The organism is Methanoculleus sp. UBA374 (assembly GCA_002508705.1).
In the GTDB taxonomy this organism is placed as follows: domain Archaea; phylum Halobacteriota; class Methanomicrobia; order Methanomicrobiales; family Methanoculleaceae; genus Methanoculleus; species Methanoculleus palmolei.
In genome coordinates this window covers 26,489-40,081 of sequence record DAYL01000011.1, presented here as the reverse complement: position 1 = coordinate 40,081, position 13,593 = coordinate 26,489, and the positions used below count along the sequence as shown (strand labels likewise).

Annotated in this window: 19 protein-coding genes and 2 pseudogenes; 11 read left to right on the top strand and 10 right to left on the bottom strand. The window is 56.8% G+C overall.

All coding sequences use genetic code 11. The features are described from left to right. Positions 1-136 precede the first annotated feature (136 nt). The 6 genes from BRA42_RS02995 (at position 137) to BRA42_RS02970 (ending at position 2,669) form a co-directional block, all read left to right on the top strand. A complete protein-coding gene (locus BRA42_RS02995) occupies positions 137-568 on the top strand; it encodes an Lrp/AsnC family transcriptional regulator (RefSeq protein ID WP_292408513.1) in 432 nt (143 codons plus the stop codon). A gap of 19 nt (positions 569-587) precedes the next feature. Then, positions 588-866 (top strand): hypothetical protein, encoded by a 279-nt coding sequence (locus BRA42_RS02990; RefSeq protein WP_292408517.1) that lies wholly within the window; start codon positions 588-590, stop codon positions 864-866. Position 867: 1 nt separating this feature from the next. Next, positions 868-1,326 carry a hypothetical protein gene (locus tag BRA42_RS02985; protein ID WP_292408520.1) on the top strand — a complete coding sequence of 153 codons (459 nt, stop codon included), beginning with the start codon at positions 868-870 and terminating at the stop codon, positions 1,324-1,326. 134 nt (positions 1,327-1,460) lie between these two features. After that, positions 1,461-1,973, top strand: a complete 513-nt coding sequence (locus BRA42_RS02980; protein WP_292408522.1) for a zinc ribbon domain-containing protein — start codon at positions 1,461-1,463, stop codon at positions 1,971-1,973. A 67-nt stretch (positions 1,974-2,040) separates the two neighbouring features. Beyond that, a complete protein-coding gene (locus BRA42_RS02975; RefSeq protein ID WP_342686111.1) occupies positions 2,041-2,331 on the top strand; it encodes a nucleotidyltransferase family protein in 291 nt (96 codons plus the stop codon). Continuing rightward, entirely contained in the window at positions 2,328-2,669 is a 342-nt protein-coding gene (locus BRA42_RS02970) for a DUF86 domain-containing protein (protein ID WP_292408528.1), read from the top strand. Before BRA42_RS02975 ends, BRA42_RS02970 begins: the two co-directional genes overlap by 4 nt. Positions 2,670-2,701: 32 nt before the next feature. Here the strand turns inward: BRA42_RS02970 and BRA42_RS02965 are convergent, their stop codons facing one another. Next, positions 2,702-2,926: a type II toxin-antitoxin system HicB family antitoxin gene (locus BRA42_RS02965; RefSeq protein WP_292408530.1), complete on the bottom strand. Its 225-nt coding sequence runs from the start codon at positions 2,924-2,926 to the stop codon at positions 2,702-2,704. 251 nt (positions 2,927-3,177) lie between these two features. Here BRA42_RS02965 and BRA42_RS02960 point away from each other — a divergent pair, with 251 nt between their 5' ends. From BRA42_RS02960 to BRA42_RS14480, 3 genes and pseudogenes are all read left to right on the top strand, one after another. Beyond that, positions 3,178-3,531, top strand: a complete 354-nt coding sequence (locus BRA42_RS02960) for a nucleotidyltransferase family protein (protein WP_292408533.1) — start codon at positions 3,178-3,180, stop codon at positions 3,529-3,531. A gap of 59 nt (positions 3,532-3,590) precedes the next feature. Then, positions 3,591-3,782 carry a DUF86 domain-containing protein gene (locus BRA42_RS02955; RefSeq protein ID WP_292408536.1) on the top strand — a complete coding sequence of 64 codons (192 nt, stop codon included), beginning with the start codon at positions 3,591-3,593 and terminating at the stop codon, positions 3,780-3,782. A gap of 154 nt (positions 3,783-3,936) precedes the next feature. After that, positions 3,937-4,173 (top strand): annotated as a pseudogene (locus tag BRA42_RS14480) (DUF1016 N-terminal domain-containing protein); the annotation flags it as partial. Between the two features lie 342 nt (positions 4,174-4,515). Here BRA42_RS14480 and BRA42_RS02950 read toward each other — a convergent pair. From BRA42_RS02950 to BRA42_RS02940, 3 genes are all read right to left on the bottom strand, one after another. Then, positions 4,516-4,668 (bottom strand): type II toxin-antitoxin system HicB family antitoxin, encoded by a 153-nt coding sequence (locus BRA42_RS02950; protein WP_292408539.1) that lies wholly within the window; start codon positions 4,666-4,668, stop codon positions 4,516-4,518. Between the two features lie 418 nt (positions 4,669-5,086). Further along, entirely contained in the window at positions 5,087-5,494 is a 408-nt protein-coding gene (locus BRA42_RS02945) for a HEPN domain-containing protein (protein WP_342770822.1), read from the bottom strand. A 17-nt stretch (positions 5,495-5,511) separates the two neighbouring features. Beyond that, positions 5,512-5,829: a nucleotidyltransferase domain-containing protein gene (locus tag BRA42_RS02940; RefSeq protein WP_342770823.1), complete on the bottom strand. Its 318-nt coding sequence runs from the start codon at positions 5,827-5,829 to the stop codon at positions 5,512-5,514. A gap of 981 nt (positions 5,830-6,810) precedes the next feature. Here BRA42_RS02940 and BRA42_RS02935 point away from each other — a divergent pair. Next, positions 6,811-7,809, top strand: a pseudogene (locus BRA42_RS02935) (RNA-guided endonuclease InsQ/TnpB family protein). A 140-nt stretch (positions 7,810-7,949) separates the two neighbouring features. Next, entirely contained in the window at positions 7,950-8,213 is a 264-nt protein-coding gene (locus tag BRA42_RS02930; RefSeq protein ID WP_292407133.1) for a hypothetical protein, read from the top strand. A gap of 263 nt (positions 8,214-8,476) precedes the next feature. Here BRA42_RS02930 and BRA42_RS02925 read toward each other — a convergent pair whose 3' ends face one another. The 6 genes from BRA42_RS02925 to BRA42_RS02900 form a co-directional block, all read right to left on the bottom strand. Beyond that, entirely contained in the window at positions 8,477-9,004 is a 528-nt protein-coding gene (locus BRA42_RS02925; RefSeq protein WP_292407136.1) for an NYN domain-containing protein, read from the bottom strand. A gap of 616 nt (positions 9,005-9,620) precedes the next feature. Continuing rightward, a complete protein-coding gene (locus tag BRA42_RS02920; RefSeq protein WP_292407139.1) occupies positions 9,621-10,649 on the bottom strand; it encodes a PDDEXK nuclease domain-containing protein in 1,029 nt (342 codons plus the stop codon). Further along, positions 10,636-10,914 carry a hypothetical protein gene (locus tag BRA42_RS02915; protein ID WP_292407143.1) on the bottom strand — a complete coding sequence of 93 codons (279 nt, stop codon included), beginning with the start codon at positions 10,912-10,914 and terminating at the stop codon, positions 10,636-10,638. Before BRA42_RS02915 ends, BRA42_RS02920 begins: the two co-directional genes overlap by 14 nt. A gap of 295 nt (positions 10,915-11,209) precedes the next feature. Continuing rightward, the gene (locus BRA42_RS02910) at positions 11,210-11,482 is read right to left on the bottom strand and encodes a type II toxin-antitoxin system RelE family toxin (RefSeq protein ID WP_292407147.1); all 273 of its coding nucleotides are present in this window, start codon (positions 11,480-11,482) and stop codon (positions 11,210-11,212) included. Next, the gene (locus BRA42_RS02905; RefSeq protein WP_292407150.1) at positions 11,482-11,700 is read right to left on the bottom strand and encodes a hypothetical protein; all 219 of its coding nucleotides are present in this window, start codon (positions 11,698-11,700) and stop codon (positions 11,482-11,484) included. Before BRA42_RS02905 ends, BRA42_RS02910 begins: the two co-directional genes overlap by 1 nt. A 724-nt stretch (positions 11,701-12,424) precedes the next feature. Then, a complete protein-coding gene (locus BRA42_RS02900) occupies positions 12,425-13,087 on the bottom strand; it encodes a PEGA domain-containing protein (RefSeq protein ID WP_292407153.1) in 663 nt (220 codons plus the stop codon). Positions 13,088-13,593 lie beyond the last annotated feature (506 nt).

Below are 13,593 nucleotides of genomic sequence, written 5' to 3'. Positions count from 1 at the left end.
CTTTTTTATCACCAGTCTAAATCCCGATAAAAACCCAATATTGCTGACATTATCCATTAGAAATGAAAAAAAACCATATGATTGTACGAACAAAATACGGTAAATTAATAACTGGTTGTTTGTAATTACTCTTAGAATGGATGAGATTGACGATGCGATACTCCGGGAGCTGCAGAGAGACGGGCGGATGTCTATGGCAGAACTTGGCTCGATGCTGGGTATTGCACCGTCGACGGTCTTCAAACGCATTGAGAAACTGAAGAACGCCGGTATCCTCGAGCGGTTCACGATTGTCGTCAACCAGAAGTGTTTCGAGCACACGCTGGTTGCTTTTCTGAATGTCAGGGTTCACCCGGACGGAAAACAGGAAGTCGAGGAGTTCATGCAGGACCTTCCGTACATCCTTGAACTCTATGAGGTGCTTGAGCCCGGGGACTTCTTCGTCAAGGTCCGGGTACAGAACATATCCGAGCTGAAGCGGAACGTTCTCGTCCCTCTCTCCAGCCTCCGGGGCGTGGAGGATATTCAGACGATCATCTCGGTGAGAAAGATCAAGGAACAGACATAGGTGGAACTGAATGCAAATTATGCAGATTGAGACCATGCAGCAGATGCTCGCGATTGTGACGCTGCTCCTCGGGGCGCTTCTGATTGCCGTCATCTTCAACGCCTACCGGATCGTGCGGCAACCTACCCTGCTCCTCTTCATTTACGGGCTTTTTACGCTGATCATGGGGATCACGTTTGCGGACCTGGTGAGCATCTTCACACCCGATGCCTTTATCGTCGCCTGGTCGGCGGTCTTCTCCCGCATCGTGGTCCTCCTCGGTCTCTGTGTGATGGCTTACGGAATCCTGAGAGGGTAATATGCGTACCGGTACTTCGTTTGCACGGGACTGGCAACTGATCAAGGTAGCCCGGTCTCTGCGGCGCCACGACGTTACCGGGCCACTCGTACAATGCCTCCTCCGCGACGCCTCCCCGGACCTTGTAGCGCGGGTCACCGCCATCGCCGGGCGGCTCGGTGAGAGGGATGGAACGGCGCTCCTTGCCCACACCGAGGAGCGGTTCGATCCCCCCACCCTGATGGAGGGGCTCCTCCTGACCTGGGGGGTCCCCTGCGAGCCGAGAGATTCCACCGACGGGGGCGTGACGATCACCATCAGCGGCGACGGTGCGGCGACGGCTATCCGGACGACCTTCGCGGACGAGCGGGTGGCCGTGCCCTATCTCGCCGGCTATGCCCGGGCGCTCCAGAAGGATGCGGTGCTCGAGCCCGGCAGCGGTAGCGGGATGACGATCCGGTTCCCGCCCTGCGATGAGTGAGGCGGGTTCCCGCCCGACGACGTCCTGCTCTCTTATCGTCTTTCGGAACGCTTTTGCAAACAGTTATCTCTCCGGCACGTCAGGTTACTGGTGAAGCATTTGTCGAACGAGGGATGCACATGGAGATGGAATGTATGCGGACATGCCAGAGTTGCGGGATGCCGATGGGTGCGGAGGGCGATTTCGGAACGGAAGCGGGCGGCACGCCCTCGACGGAGTATTGCGTGTATTGTTACCGGGACGGGGCGTTCACCGAGCCCGACATCACCATCGACGGGATGGCGAAAAAATGCGGGGCGATCATGTCGGAGTTGTACTCAATTCCTCCGGAGAAGGCGGTGAACTTTTCGAAGGAACAACTCTCGTGCCTGAGGAGGTGGGCGGGAAGGGAGATTGCATCCTGCGGGAGCTGCGGGATGCCCCTTGTCCGGGATGAGGACGCCGGGACGGAGGCGGACGGGTCGCGGAGCACGAGTTACTGCACCTACTGCTACCGGGACGGGAGGTTCACCGAGCCCGACCTGACGCGGGAGGAGGCGGTCGGGAAGTATGCGCCGATGATGGCCTCACACCTCGAGATACCGGTCGATAAGGCAACGGAGATGGTGCGGCGGTACCTCTCGACGCTGCCGCGGTGGCGGGAGTAAGGTTTCAGGTCCCGGGTGAACTCTTATATCTCTCCCCGTCCCACCATCGATACAGGAGGAAGGGAGCGTGAGTCTACGTGCCGGGCTGCTTGAAAGAAGGGAAGAGATCCTCGCAGTCGCAGCCAGACACGGGGTCCGGCGAGTCAGGATCTTCGGGTCGGTCGCACGGGGGGAGGAGACTCCGGCAAGCGATCTCGACCTCCTCGTCGAGTTCGAGCCGGGGAGGAGCCTCCTCGATCACATCGCTCTCGCTCAGGACCTGGAGGATCTGCTCGGCCGCAAGGTCGATGTGGTGACTGAGAACGGGTTGCACTGGTATATCAGGGACCGCATCTTCCGGGAGGCCGTGCCGCTGTGAAGGACGAACGGCTGTATTTCATCCATATACTTGAATCAATCGACAGGATAGAGAGTTACACCCACAAAGGGCGGGACGCGTTCATGGGCTCCCCAATGGCACAGGACGCGGTGATCCGGAACTTTGAGATCGTCGGCGAGGCCGTAAAGCAGATCCCGGATTCCTTGAAGATGGAGTATCCGGATATCCCCTGGCGCCGGATCGCCGGCCTCCGTGACGTTCTGATTCATCAATATATGAGTGTGGACTTAGACGCCGTGTGGGCAATTGTTGAAGAAGAACTCCCCGAATTCAAGCAGACGGTTGCCGATATCCTCGCCAGACTGAAGGATCATTGACCCCGGCACATCTCCAGGCCGGAGCGCCCCGCTCATACCGCGGCTCCGGAGACCCGGACCCTGTCGATGATCAGGTCTTCTTCCGGCGGAACACCCCGACCTTCCCGACGTAGCGCTTCCACGTGCCCTTTGATCGTTTCTCTGCTGTTCTCCAGCGTCTCCTCGACCGTCTCCCCCGGGAATAGCGTCCGGAAAGCGCCGGAACTTCCGCCCAGAGCCCCCTCTTCAGCTCGTCGGATTACAACAGTAGATTCCATTTTTGACGCCCCGAGTACCTCAGAGACCGCATGCAATACCACATCTTGCCTGTCCCGGTCGGCTCTTAATTCTGTGTAATGGACCGGTGCCTCGTCAAGTTTCCGAAGGTGGCCGCGGTTCTCTTCGTACCGAGCCATACCGGGCCCTCGTGAGCGGGACCCGGTCGAACCAGTTAAGCGTACGGATCGGGGCGATCTGCCCCCACTGGATAACATCTATATGTTCCGGACCAATGTAAATATTACAGGATATGAACCCGGGAACCGATCTCTCTACCCAACTCATCCAGAAACGGGACGAAATTCTCTCTCTTGCACACCGGAGGGGAGCAAAAAACGTCCGGGTTTTTGGGTCGGTTGCACGAAACGAAGCCCGGACGGACAGTGATATTGATACCCTGGTCGATCTGGACCCCGACCGGAGTCTTCTCGATATGGGCGGTCTTGCCATGGATCTCTCCCGCCTGCTCGGTCACCCGGTCGATGTTGTGACCGAAGCAGGACTCCGAGAACGTATCCGTTCAAGGGTCTTACGAGAAGCGCGACCCTATGAGAGACGATCGCGAACGGATACTGGATATTCTCGAGGCTGTCGAACGGATTAGAGAGTGGCAGCCCGGGACCGTGAGTACTTCTACAATGATGAGCCGGCACAGCGTCCCGGGTGATCTACCATCTCCAGATCATCGGTGAGGCCGTACGGGGAATATCTTCGGAGTTCAGGGCTGCAAACCCCGATATCCCGTGGTCGGATATCATCGGGATGAGGAACGTCCTTATCCATCACTATTTTGGGATCGACCGGAATGCGGTCGAGCACGATGGCGTCGAAATCGAGAGGCGCTATGGAGGTTGAGCACGGGTGACACGAAAGAATGAGCAGCACGATGCGCGGGTTGGAGACACGGCGCTACGACCGGTCAACCCAAAAGACACCGGCTCTCAGGAACCGGACATCTCCTCGCTTCTTATCGATGTTCGCGACCTGATCTGCACGGCAAAGAGCCGCTGCTCTGACTGCGGTGAATGTAGAACTGGTCCTGCTGTACTGGCATATCGGCGGCCGAATCCATAGGGATATCCTCGGGGAACAGCGTGCTGCCTACGGGAGAAAGATAGTCTCGACATTGTCGCGAGAATTGGTAGCAGAGTACGGACCGGGATACAGCGACAAAAATCTCTGGCGGATGATCAGGTTTTCCACCCTGTTTCCATCGGGGATCGGGAGACTTCACGGCCGGAACTAGATCGATTCGGCAGAGGCCTTCCGCCGGGCTCGTCTCCCGGGGCGGCAGCTCCCGGATTGTGGTGTCAGCGACTCCACAATTCCACGTTGTGGGAGATCTACTGACGTCCTGCCTGTTCGTACACCCGGAGGAACTCTGCCCGTGGAATTCCTGCCTAGCGTGCGGATGGCTCGCAGGGTCGAGCCCTTGAGTCTCGCGTGGTTCAGCATCGTGAGCGGCGTCGTTGTGCCGTCCGGGTTGTCGCGAACGAGTGCGATGTGATTGCCCGTCCTGACGACCTGAAATCCAAACTTCCAGAGTTTTGAGCACCTTCCTCTGCGGGGCGTCGTGCGGGAACTTCATCTAGATGGCGACCTCGGCAACGAAGGTCTCCGTACTATCGTTGTTCTCAAATGCACTGTCCCCGAAGGTTTCGATGTGGAACCGGATGGCGGACTTTACCTCGGCAAGCGCCTCATCGTAGGTGTCCCCCTCTGCGATGACAGCCCCTTTCAAACCCAGGGGGTAGGCAACATAGCCGTCCGGATGCTTCTCAACGATGGATCTTCAAGGTCTTCATGGTCTCATCCCTCCTGTAGTGACGTGCAACCGGAACACAGGCGGTTCGTCCCGGTCTCCCGTACTCCTGTATATGCAAACAGAGGGTAAATGCTCTTCTGTCCCTCGATGCCATCCCCGGATATCCCCGCCCGGGCTCCGGGAGAACCCCTGCCAGCACGTCCGTAAACCGGCCGGGTTCCCCGGAACACCCACCTATCGACTTCGGGTGGGCCAGTACCGGGTCATTCTCACGATCGAGGACGAATACCTCCTGATCCTCGTGCTGGAGGCGATGGTTCGAGAACCGGAGCTTGAGAAACCCGAAAGGGTTTCGAGGCGGGACACCGGAGCAGCATCTACCGGTAGGAGGCGATCAGAAAGATGGCTCGTCCGTATGATCTTCCGCACAGATCCGCTCTGCACAAACGACAAAATCCGTCGCCTTGGCGATGACCGAGACCACCTCTTCCCGCATAATGTTCCGGCAGATCGTGTAATCCACCTCCTCCCGGAGTTCTTCGATCAGGTTCAATGCCCGTCCGTGCTCTCGAGCGAGTTCACCGGTCTTGACGTATTCCGAGCCGATCGCCGAGATCAACCCGGTATGAGTCTTTGTCTCTACGCCTTTTCGGCGCAGAAGAGCAAGGGCTGCAAGATACATCGCATAGTAGGCCCGATTGATTGAATCTTCGTAATGCCCCTCAGTGCAGAGGATACGTGCTGCATCGAGGCGCTGGTGCGATTTGACAAAAAGCGCCGTTATGACAGACCGGTCATTCACGTGAACTACCCCGCGCGTTAAACCGCCACGCCGTCATGAAGAACATGCCTGATGAAGGGGTACTGCCGGTGCGATGCAAGATCGGCCCGGGAGATGACCTTGACCGAGAGCCGCTCTCCCGTCAGCATCAGCAGGTCGAAAGCAAGTCCTGTGAGGTATTCACGAAGGTGAAAATCCTCCCTGGATGTAATCACAAGTATGTCGATATCGGAGTCCGGCCGATCGTCCCCCCGTGCCACGGAACCGAAGAGTATGATCTCCTCTATTGCATCACCACACGCCTCTCGTGCCTTTGCCGTGAATTCATGGACGACCGGTCGCTTGACCGAAAGCATACGGTGGAGTAGTTGTGAATGCAGGGCAATAATGATTACTGATCGAAACTTCACGGCCGGAACTACCCCGGCTCGGCAGAGGCTTTCCCCCGGGCTCGACTCCCGGGGTGGCGGCTCCCGGATTATGGTGTCAGCGACTCTACAATTCCACGTTGCAAGGGATCTACTGACGTCCTGCCTGCTCACATATCCAGGGGTACTCTGCCTTGAGCCTCGTATGGTTCGATGTCGTTGTGTCGTCCGGCTGCTTCTCAACGATGATCTTCAAGGTCTTCGTGATCTCATCCCCCTGCAGTGACGTGCGACCGGAACACAGGCGGTTCGTCCCGGTCTCCCGTACTCCTGTATATCCAAACCGAGGGTAAATGCTCTTCTGTCCCTCGATGCTATCCCCGGATATCCCCGCCCGGGCTCCGGGAGAACCCCTGCCAGCACGTCCGTAAACCGGCCGAGTTCCCCGGAACACCCGCCTACCGGCTCCGGGTGGGCCGGTACCGAGTCATTCTCACGATCGAGGACGAACACTCCCTGATCCTCGTGCCGGAAGCGATGGTTCGAGAACCGGAGCTTGAGAAACCCGAAAGGGTTTCGAGGCGGGACACCGGAGCGGCATCTACCGGTAGGGAGGCGATCAGGAAACATAACCGTTCCCGGTCTTCTGCCGTCGGAACGGTGCGGTAGGAGGCCGTGCCTCCGGGATAACATGTATAGGCCCGACGGCACCGTATCTACTACAGGACATGAATCCGGGAACCGACATCTATACCCTTCTCGTCCAGAAACGGGACGAGATCCTCGCCCTCGCGCACCAGAGGGGGGCTAGAAGCATCCGGGTCTTGCTCAACGTAACTTATTCAGATCTTCAACAGTCATGCCGGCCTGTTTTAACTCGCGGGGGTGAAGGGGCGGAGCGAGAAGTCCCCGGTCAACAGGTACGGGGATGACACGGCACAACCCAAAGGGTTGTGCCGTGTGCTTCAGATGGTGAACTATACCCTCTGGAGCAACATCGCTGCTCTCTCGCAGACGAAGAAAAGGGGTCGAAAGATCGGCAGACTCCGGTTCAAGAGCGCATTCCGGTATCGGACGCTCAACTATAACCAGTCGGGGTTCAAGATCGACCGTGAACACAGCACGATCACGTTTTCGAAGATTGGAGCGATTCCATTCACGATGTATCGACTATATACCGGAAACGTAAAGGGTGTTTTGATCACTTGCTCCAATGATAAATGGTATGTGATCGTTCAGGCGGAACAGGAGATCTCTGAACCGAAACGAGAAGGGAGATCTGTCGGGATCGATGTCGGTCTGAACTCGTTTGCAGTCGATAGTGACGGTGCAGTGATCGAGAATCCCCGGTTCTATGAGCACTCGCTGAAGAAGATCAAGAAGATCCAGCAGAGCATTGCCCGGAAAAAACGGTTCTCGCAGAACTGGAAGAAGGCAAAAAGCGGACTGGAAAAAGTCTATGATCATATCACGAACCAGAAGAGAGATTTCCTGCATAAACTCTCCCGCCAGTACGTTGACATCTATGCAACGATCTGCGTTGAAGCACGGAAGACCCCCACGGGGTCTTCCTGACAGGAAACTCCCTCCTGGAGTTTCCGTGACCTGAATATCAAGTATCTCAAAGAGAAGGGTAAATCCCGCGGGCTTCGGAGGAGTATTCACGATGCATCGTGGGGACGATTTTTATTGTATCTCTCGTACAAGGCTGAAAGTGCTGGTACGAACCTCATCAAAGTCGATCCCCGGGATACGACGCAGATGTGCTCGAACTGCGGAAGCATCGTGAAGAAGAGTCTCTCCGAGAGAGTCCACGAGTGCTCATATTGTGGGTTTGTTGCTGATCGGGACTATAATGCTGCGGTGAATATTCACCGCGTGGGGATGGAACAGCCCTTTGAGCCACGGAAACTGCAGAGCAGTTTCCTGACAGGAAGATGCTCCGCATCTTCCGTGCTGTGGAGATGAGACCTCTACATCACATCCCTGTGATGCAAGTATTGTCCATGAAGCAGGAAGCCCCGCCCTGAAGGGCGGGGTAGTTCACCCGACGATTCCCGAAGAACCTGTATGCACCGGAGAAATCCCGGTGCAGGGAGTCATCACGAATGTATCACGACAACAGAGGAACCGAACAGAAAACCGGGGGCGGCAGCCCGGACCCGAAGTGCCACCACGCGCTCCGCCAGGCCGCCACTGGTACTTCTTCACCGGAGGAGATAAGCGTGCCCCCGGAGCCGGTGCCGCTCTTCCTGGTGCCGCAGGCGGTCGCCGCCGAGATCCGGCGGCACAGCCGGGAGGTGCGGGAGATCTGCGTCCGGCGGACCCGGAACCACCAGTACATCGTCAGCGTCGAGTGGGGGCGGCCGTGACCCCGGAGAGTCGCAAACCTTTGGTTTTCTCCCGCTCCGGTCCTATCGGACCATCGCGCCCGGCACCCTCGCCTGTGCCTCGACCGGAGGGCTTCTTATTCTGGTCGAGCGGGGCCTGGATCGTTCCGCTCGTCTCGTTCCGGCGGGCGGCATGCGGGGAGGCGGCGAGTGCCCCCCTCTTTTCTCTCGTCCGGGAGGCGGGCATATGATTGAGGAGGGACGCCGGGTGGTCGGGAAGGACATGGTAATTACGCGACCGCGAACTATCGCCGGACATTTTCGAAGAAGGGCCCGTTCATCTCATATCTTTCATCGACCGCTGAAAGGAGTTCATTATGAACGGTTCCTTTCGAGAAATAGAGGGCCGTGATCACGCCGGCGTCTTTTGCCGCCTCAATCGCTGGAACGAAGTCGCTGTCACCAGAAACAATGATGGCGTAACGGATCTGGTGAGACCAACTTAACCTCACCAGTTCCACAGCCATGAGGATATCGACCCTCTTCTGTTCAAACGAGCCATCATGGTTTTTCCGGAGTTTTCCAAATCGCATCTGGAACCGGGGCAGGCTTTCAATAATTTCTCGAAATTTACAGTAGTTTCCATAACGTACCTTCTCGTTATCAGTGGGCAGTTCGCTCTGATACGGCATGCAGTCGTAGAAATAGGTACGCAGCCTCTCTTTATCGCCGCAAACGACGGTACAAAATTTTTCAAAATCGATCCTCATGCCGTCAGGAACCACTTTGGACAAATACCCGTTATCGATGAAAACAGCAGCCCGCGATATCATTAATCACTGAGGTTGTCCCAAAACCCCCTATGCTGGGAGGGGGACACCCAATCGCACCTAGCGGTGCTCATGCACCCGCCGTTCCGCCGGGCGCACCTCCCGATCCCTCCCCCCGTGGCGATATGCTGTCTTCCGCAGGAAGATAGCAGGAGCACCGTAAGGTGAGACTCCCGATGGGAAGCCGTTTCACCCTCCTTGCCCAGGATATAGTTCAGATGGTAGAAACCTCAGAGGTGAGTGTTCCGATCAGGATGTATGGAGGTTCATAGATCTTTTTGGGATGACCTCACTAAAAGGGCGATTGAAAAGAAGAAACTACCGTCCCGCAAGGGAACGGTAGCGTGTATAACAGATACACGTACTGCTCCATGCGAGAAGAATTTTTCGATCTTCAACGAGTCTTCGACGCGGGGACCGGGATGCAAAACCTACGGACACTTCTGTGGGAACGGATCGGAAGTCCACTGGTTTTGGCCGGGGTCACCGTCTTTGCCTCAAAAAGATCTTAGATCCATTGTCGCCCGGCCGGGTATGAATCATCCTGAGGGGATGCGGAGCCCCTCGCCAGGAGCGTGAATCTGAGCGGTTTTTTGCGAAGGGACCCGGGCACCAGCACTCACCGTTCCCCCCGGCTCAGTTCCTCTTCCAGTTCGTCCACCGTCGGCAGCCCGTCCCGCAGGTCCTCCGGGAGGCTGGTCGTCAGTTCGTATCCCGCGATCCCGATCGGCTTTTCCATGTCCCGGAGGGCGTACTCGGCAATGATGCGGTTTCTCGACTTGCAGAGCACAAGCCCGATGCTCGGGTTGTCGTCCGGGTGGCGGAGGAGGTCGTCGACCGCCGAGAGGTAGAAGTTCATCTTGCCCGCGTACTCCGGGATGAATTCGCCCACCTTCAGGTCGATCACCACGTAGGACCGGAGTTTCAGGTGGTAGAAGAGGAGGTCGATGTAGAAGTCCTGCCCGCCGACATCGAGCCGGTACTGGCTGCCCACGAACGCAAACCCCACGCCGAGCTCCAGCAGGAACTCGCGGATGTGGTCAAGTAGGGCCCGCTCCAGTTCACTCTCCCTGACCTTCTCTCCCATCCGGAGGAAATCAAAAACGTAGGGGTCCTTCAGGGTCTGGAGGGCGAGGTCCGACTGCTCCGCCGGGAGAGTCGCCGAGAAATTTGTCACCGCCCGCCCCTCTCGCTCGATAAGCCCGCTCTCGATCTGGTGGACGAGGACGTTCCGCGACCACCCGTTCGCGATGGTCTTGTGGATATACCATTCGCGCTGTTTCGGGTCCTTTACTTTATCGAGCAGCGTTACCGTATGATACCATGTAATTTGTGCAAGCACCTCTTGCACAAATTCAGGGTCGGGCCACGCCTCCGCAAACGAGCGCATATATTTCAAGTTCCTGGGAGAAAATCCCTTCATTTCGGGAAACTCCCTCCTGAGATCGGCCGAGAGGCGGTCGATCACCTTCGTCCCCCACCCCTCCTGCTCCTGCCTATGCAGGATCTCTCGCCCGATCTGCCAGTAGAGGAGGATCAACTCCCGGTTCGCTGACAGCACCGCGCGGGTCTGTGCTTCCCTGATCCGCACCTTCAGACCTGCGAGAAAAGCAGGATAATCCTCGGGGAGCACCTCACTCGAACCCATACCCGATCCTCCTCAGGTTCTCCCGGATCTCCCCTTCCAGCCGTGCCGACTCCGAAAACTGCTCCTCGAACGGCTCCCCGTCGTCCTCGACCTCCGCGTACCGCCCCGGCGTCAGGACGTGGCGATCTTCGGGGTCGGCCCTCTGCTTCCGCAATGCCGCTGCTTTCACACGCTGCCCTTCGAAGGCGCCCGAGATGAATTTGAGGAAGAACAGTCCGGGGGCCGTGCCATCCCAGTTTTTCTTGTTTCCGTTGTTTTTTGCCATTATCTCGCCCAAATGCAGTCCATACGTCTCCCCGCCGGTACAATCGGTCACGCTCGCGGCGTGCAGCCTCAAGTCTGGTGCCGCAAGTACGTATCCCAGGATTGAAGCCCGTGCTCTGCGAGGGTTTTGATGAGTGTACCGTAATCTTTGTTTTGCTAAATCTGACCGAACATAGCAAAAACTCATGCAGTGAGGGTATTTTCGTCACCGGTTGGTTCTGAGAGCATTACCGGATATTTTACCCGGGCAGGGCGCCTGACGACCGTATGGAGCATGTCGGTGATGCCGCAGGCCTTCACCGCAACCTGTAGACGTGCTGGCGATGATCAATTGCTATCAGGTACACTGTTCTTTCTCTTTCGTCGGGAAGGAATATCAGCCGATAACGCTTTGCAATCCGGGTTGCTTTCTTCCCGTGTAATGCACCTGAAAGCCAACCGCCTGTATTGAGGGGGTCTTGTTTCAGGCGTTGAAGTTTTTTTCCGAGTTCAATTATTACTTCTTTGTTGCCTTCGACCTTTGAGAGGCTCTCGACAAATGTATCGGTCCTCCGGATCGCCCATTCCATCAGGACAGCTCGCTGAGCAGGTCGTCTATCGAAGATATCTCCCGGAATCGTCCGGCTGCGATGTCTTCTTCGCTTTTTTGTATCTGCGCCATCGTTTCGGGGTTGCTGAGAATCTCAACGGTATCAAGAAGGGCGTCAAGATCTTCCCGCCGGACCATTGTCTCCTGTATCTTTTTGATTTCAAGATAGAGTTCATCGATGGTGACAGCCGGAGTCATGAGTAGTAGTAACCGTCTGTTCAAATAAAAGTATTCTGGAGGTGGCGAGTGCCTTTCTCATGATGGCGGTCGTGGTCGCCTTTGCCAGGGAGCACGGCGTTATAACCGCTGTAGGCTAATGCATCGATTGCTCCGGAGGCATCGGAGAAGATCCAGTACCGTGAGAAGATCCGGTACCGTAATCTCCTCGATCTCGCCCATCGCGGTCTGTTGGAAGCGGTCGGTGCGAAAAGGGTAGAAAATACGTTTTAGCCCGATCACATCCCGGGAAAGCCTGATATGATGATAGCGTCTGACAGATGATGGACATTTATCAGACATATCGGGCATCTTCGGTTTCTGAGTGCCCGCTATCTACCACCTGAGGTTGAGAGAATCGGTATTTCGTAGGGGGTTGAAACGCCACGGCTTCACCTCACCCCTCTCCTTTATTCCGCTCCCGGACCAGCCGGGCGTCCCGGGGATCGATCCCGGTCGGTCTCCCGCGGATGAGGGCGAGACCTGGGAGAATGCAGCGGAGCCGAAGCTTTCCGGGTGCCGGGGGAACTATTGTCGGACTGAGGGCGACACCGGGGTATTTGATAAAAAAAAGGCGTTTGTCCGTTCCGCCCCGGTCGTGGCTCAGGCGGCAGAAAGACTGTACCGTGTTCCAAACAGGGTGTATCGGCGGTTTTCAGATTGTTTGGGGATGGTCTAGACAAAAAAGATGGAGGTTCTAGTGAAATTAGAACGCCTTTGTCGACCCTTTAACAAGCTTGTCTTCAAAGGTGTATTCGCATTTAATGACCCCTTTATAGTCTAGATTCCTCTTCAGTTCTACATGCCCAACGTAGGACCTCGGGTCTCCGGGTTCGAGCACACCCATGGTGATAGTCTTGGTCACCTTCTTATCTTTCTGTTTTGAGTCTGTCGGCGTCATCTCGATGATCAGTTTAAAGTCGTACGCCGTCGCCTCTCCCCGGTTCTGCACCTCTCCGGAAACCTCTATGAGCCCACCCTGCTGGAGCATCTTTGTCTCGGTAATACCCACATAGATGTCGGGTTTGCCTTTTTTGAGGGTTTTCTTGACCGTCGAGGTCTTATTTGCGGATATCGTAATCGTGGAGTTGCTTTCCAGATATCCGAGCATCGTCACGAGAAGGTTATGCTTCCCCGCAGAAATGTTCGTCAGCGTGAGGGGAGCGGTTCCCATCTTTTCGCCGTCCAGATACACCGTGGCGCCCCAGGGGTCCGACGAAATTGTGACGCTTCCGTACCCGGGAGTGGGCGTCGGCGTCGGTGTGGTTTTTCCCTGAGCGGTTACGCCGGGCTGGTTTGCGGGGTTCGTGCATCCGGCCGAGAACAGCGCGAGGATCAGCAGACAGATGAGAACGGTTTTGTATCGCATGAACAGCATACTGGTGCTCCCATAGTTTAAAGGTTATTGTTCTTTCCCGGGGACGAATATTGCACTCAACCATTTTCGGGGAAGAAGAAGGGGTATTTATGCCACGCTGCCATTTAGGAGTGAATAAGCCATAACAATCAAATAGCATCACCCTCCGAGCATCTTCACCAGCACCGCCACGACCCCGCCGACGATCCCTCCGGCCCCGGCGCTCACCGCCGACAGCCGCCGCTCCTCGCACCTTACGGTGCTCCCGCTCTGCTCCTGCGGAGCATCGCGTCTCGAAACCCTCCGGGTTTCTCAAGCTCCTGCCCCGCACCTTCGGTGCTCATGCTCCGGCCCTTCAGGCCATCGCACCCTGCGGCCAGTCGCTCTTCTCCGGCTTTCTCCGCCCGAGAGCCGCTCCAGCGCCCGAATCCTGGCCTCGAACTCCTCAAGTCGCACCTTCGGTGCTCCCGCTCCGGTTCTAACGAACCATCGCGTCCTGCGCCTCCATCCGCTGCAGC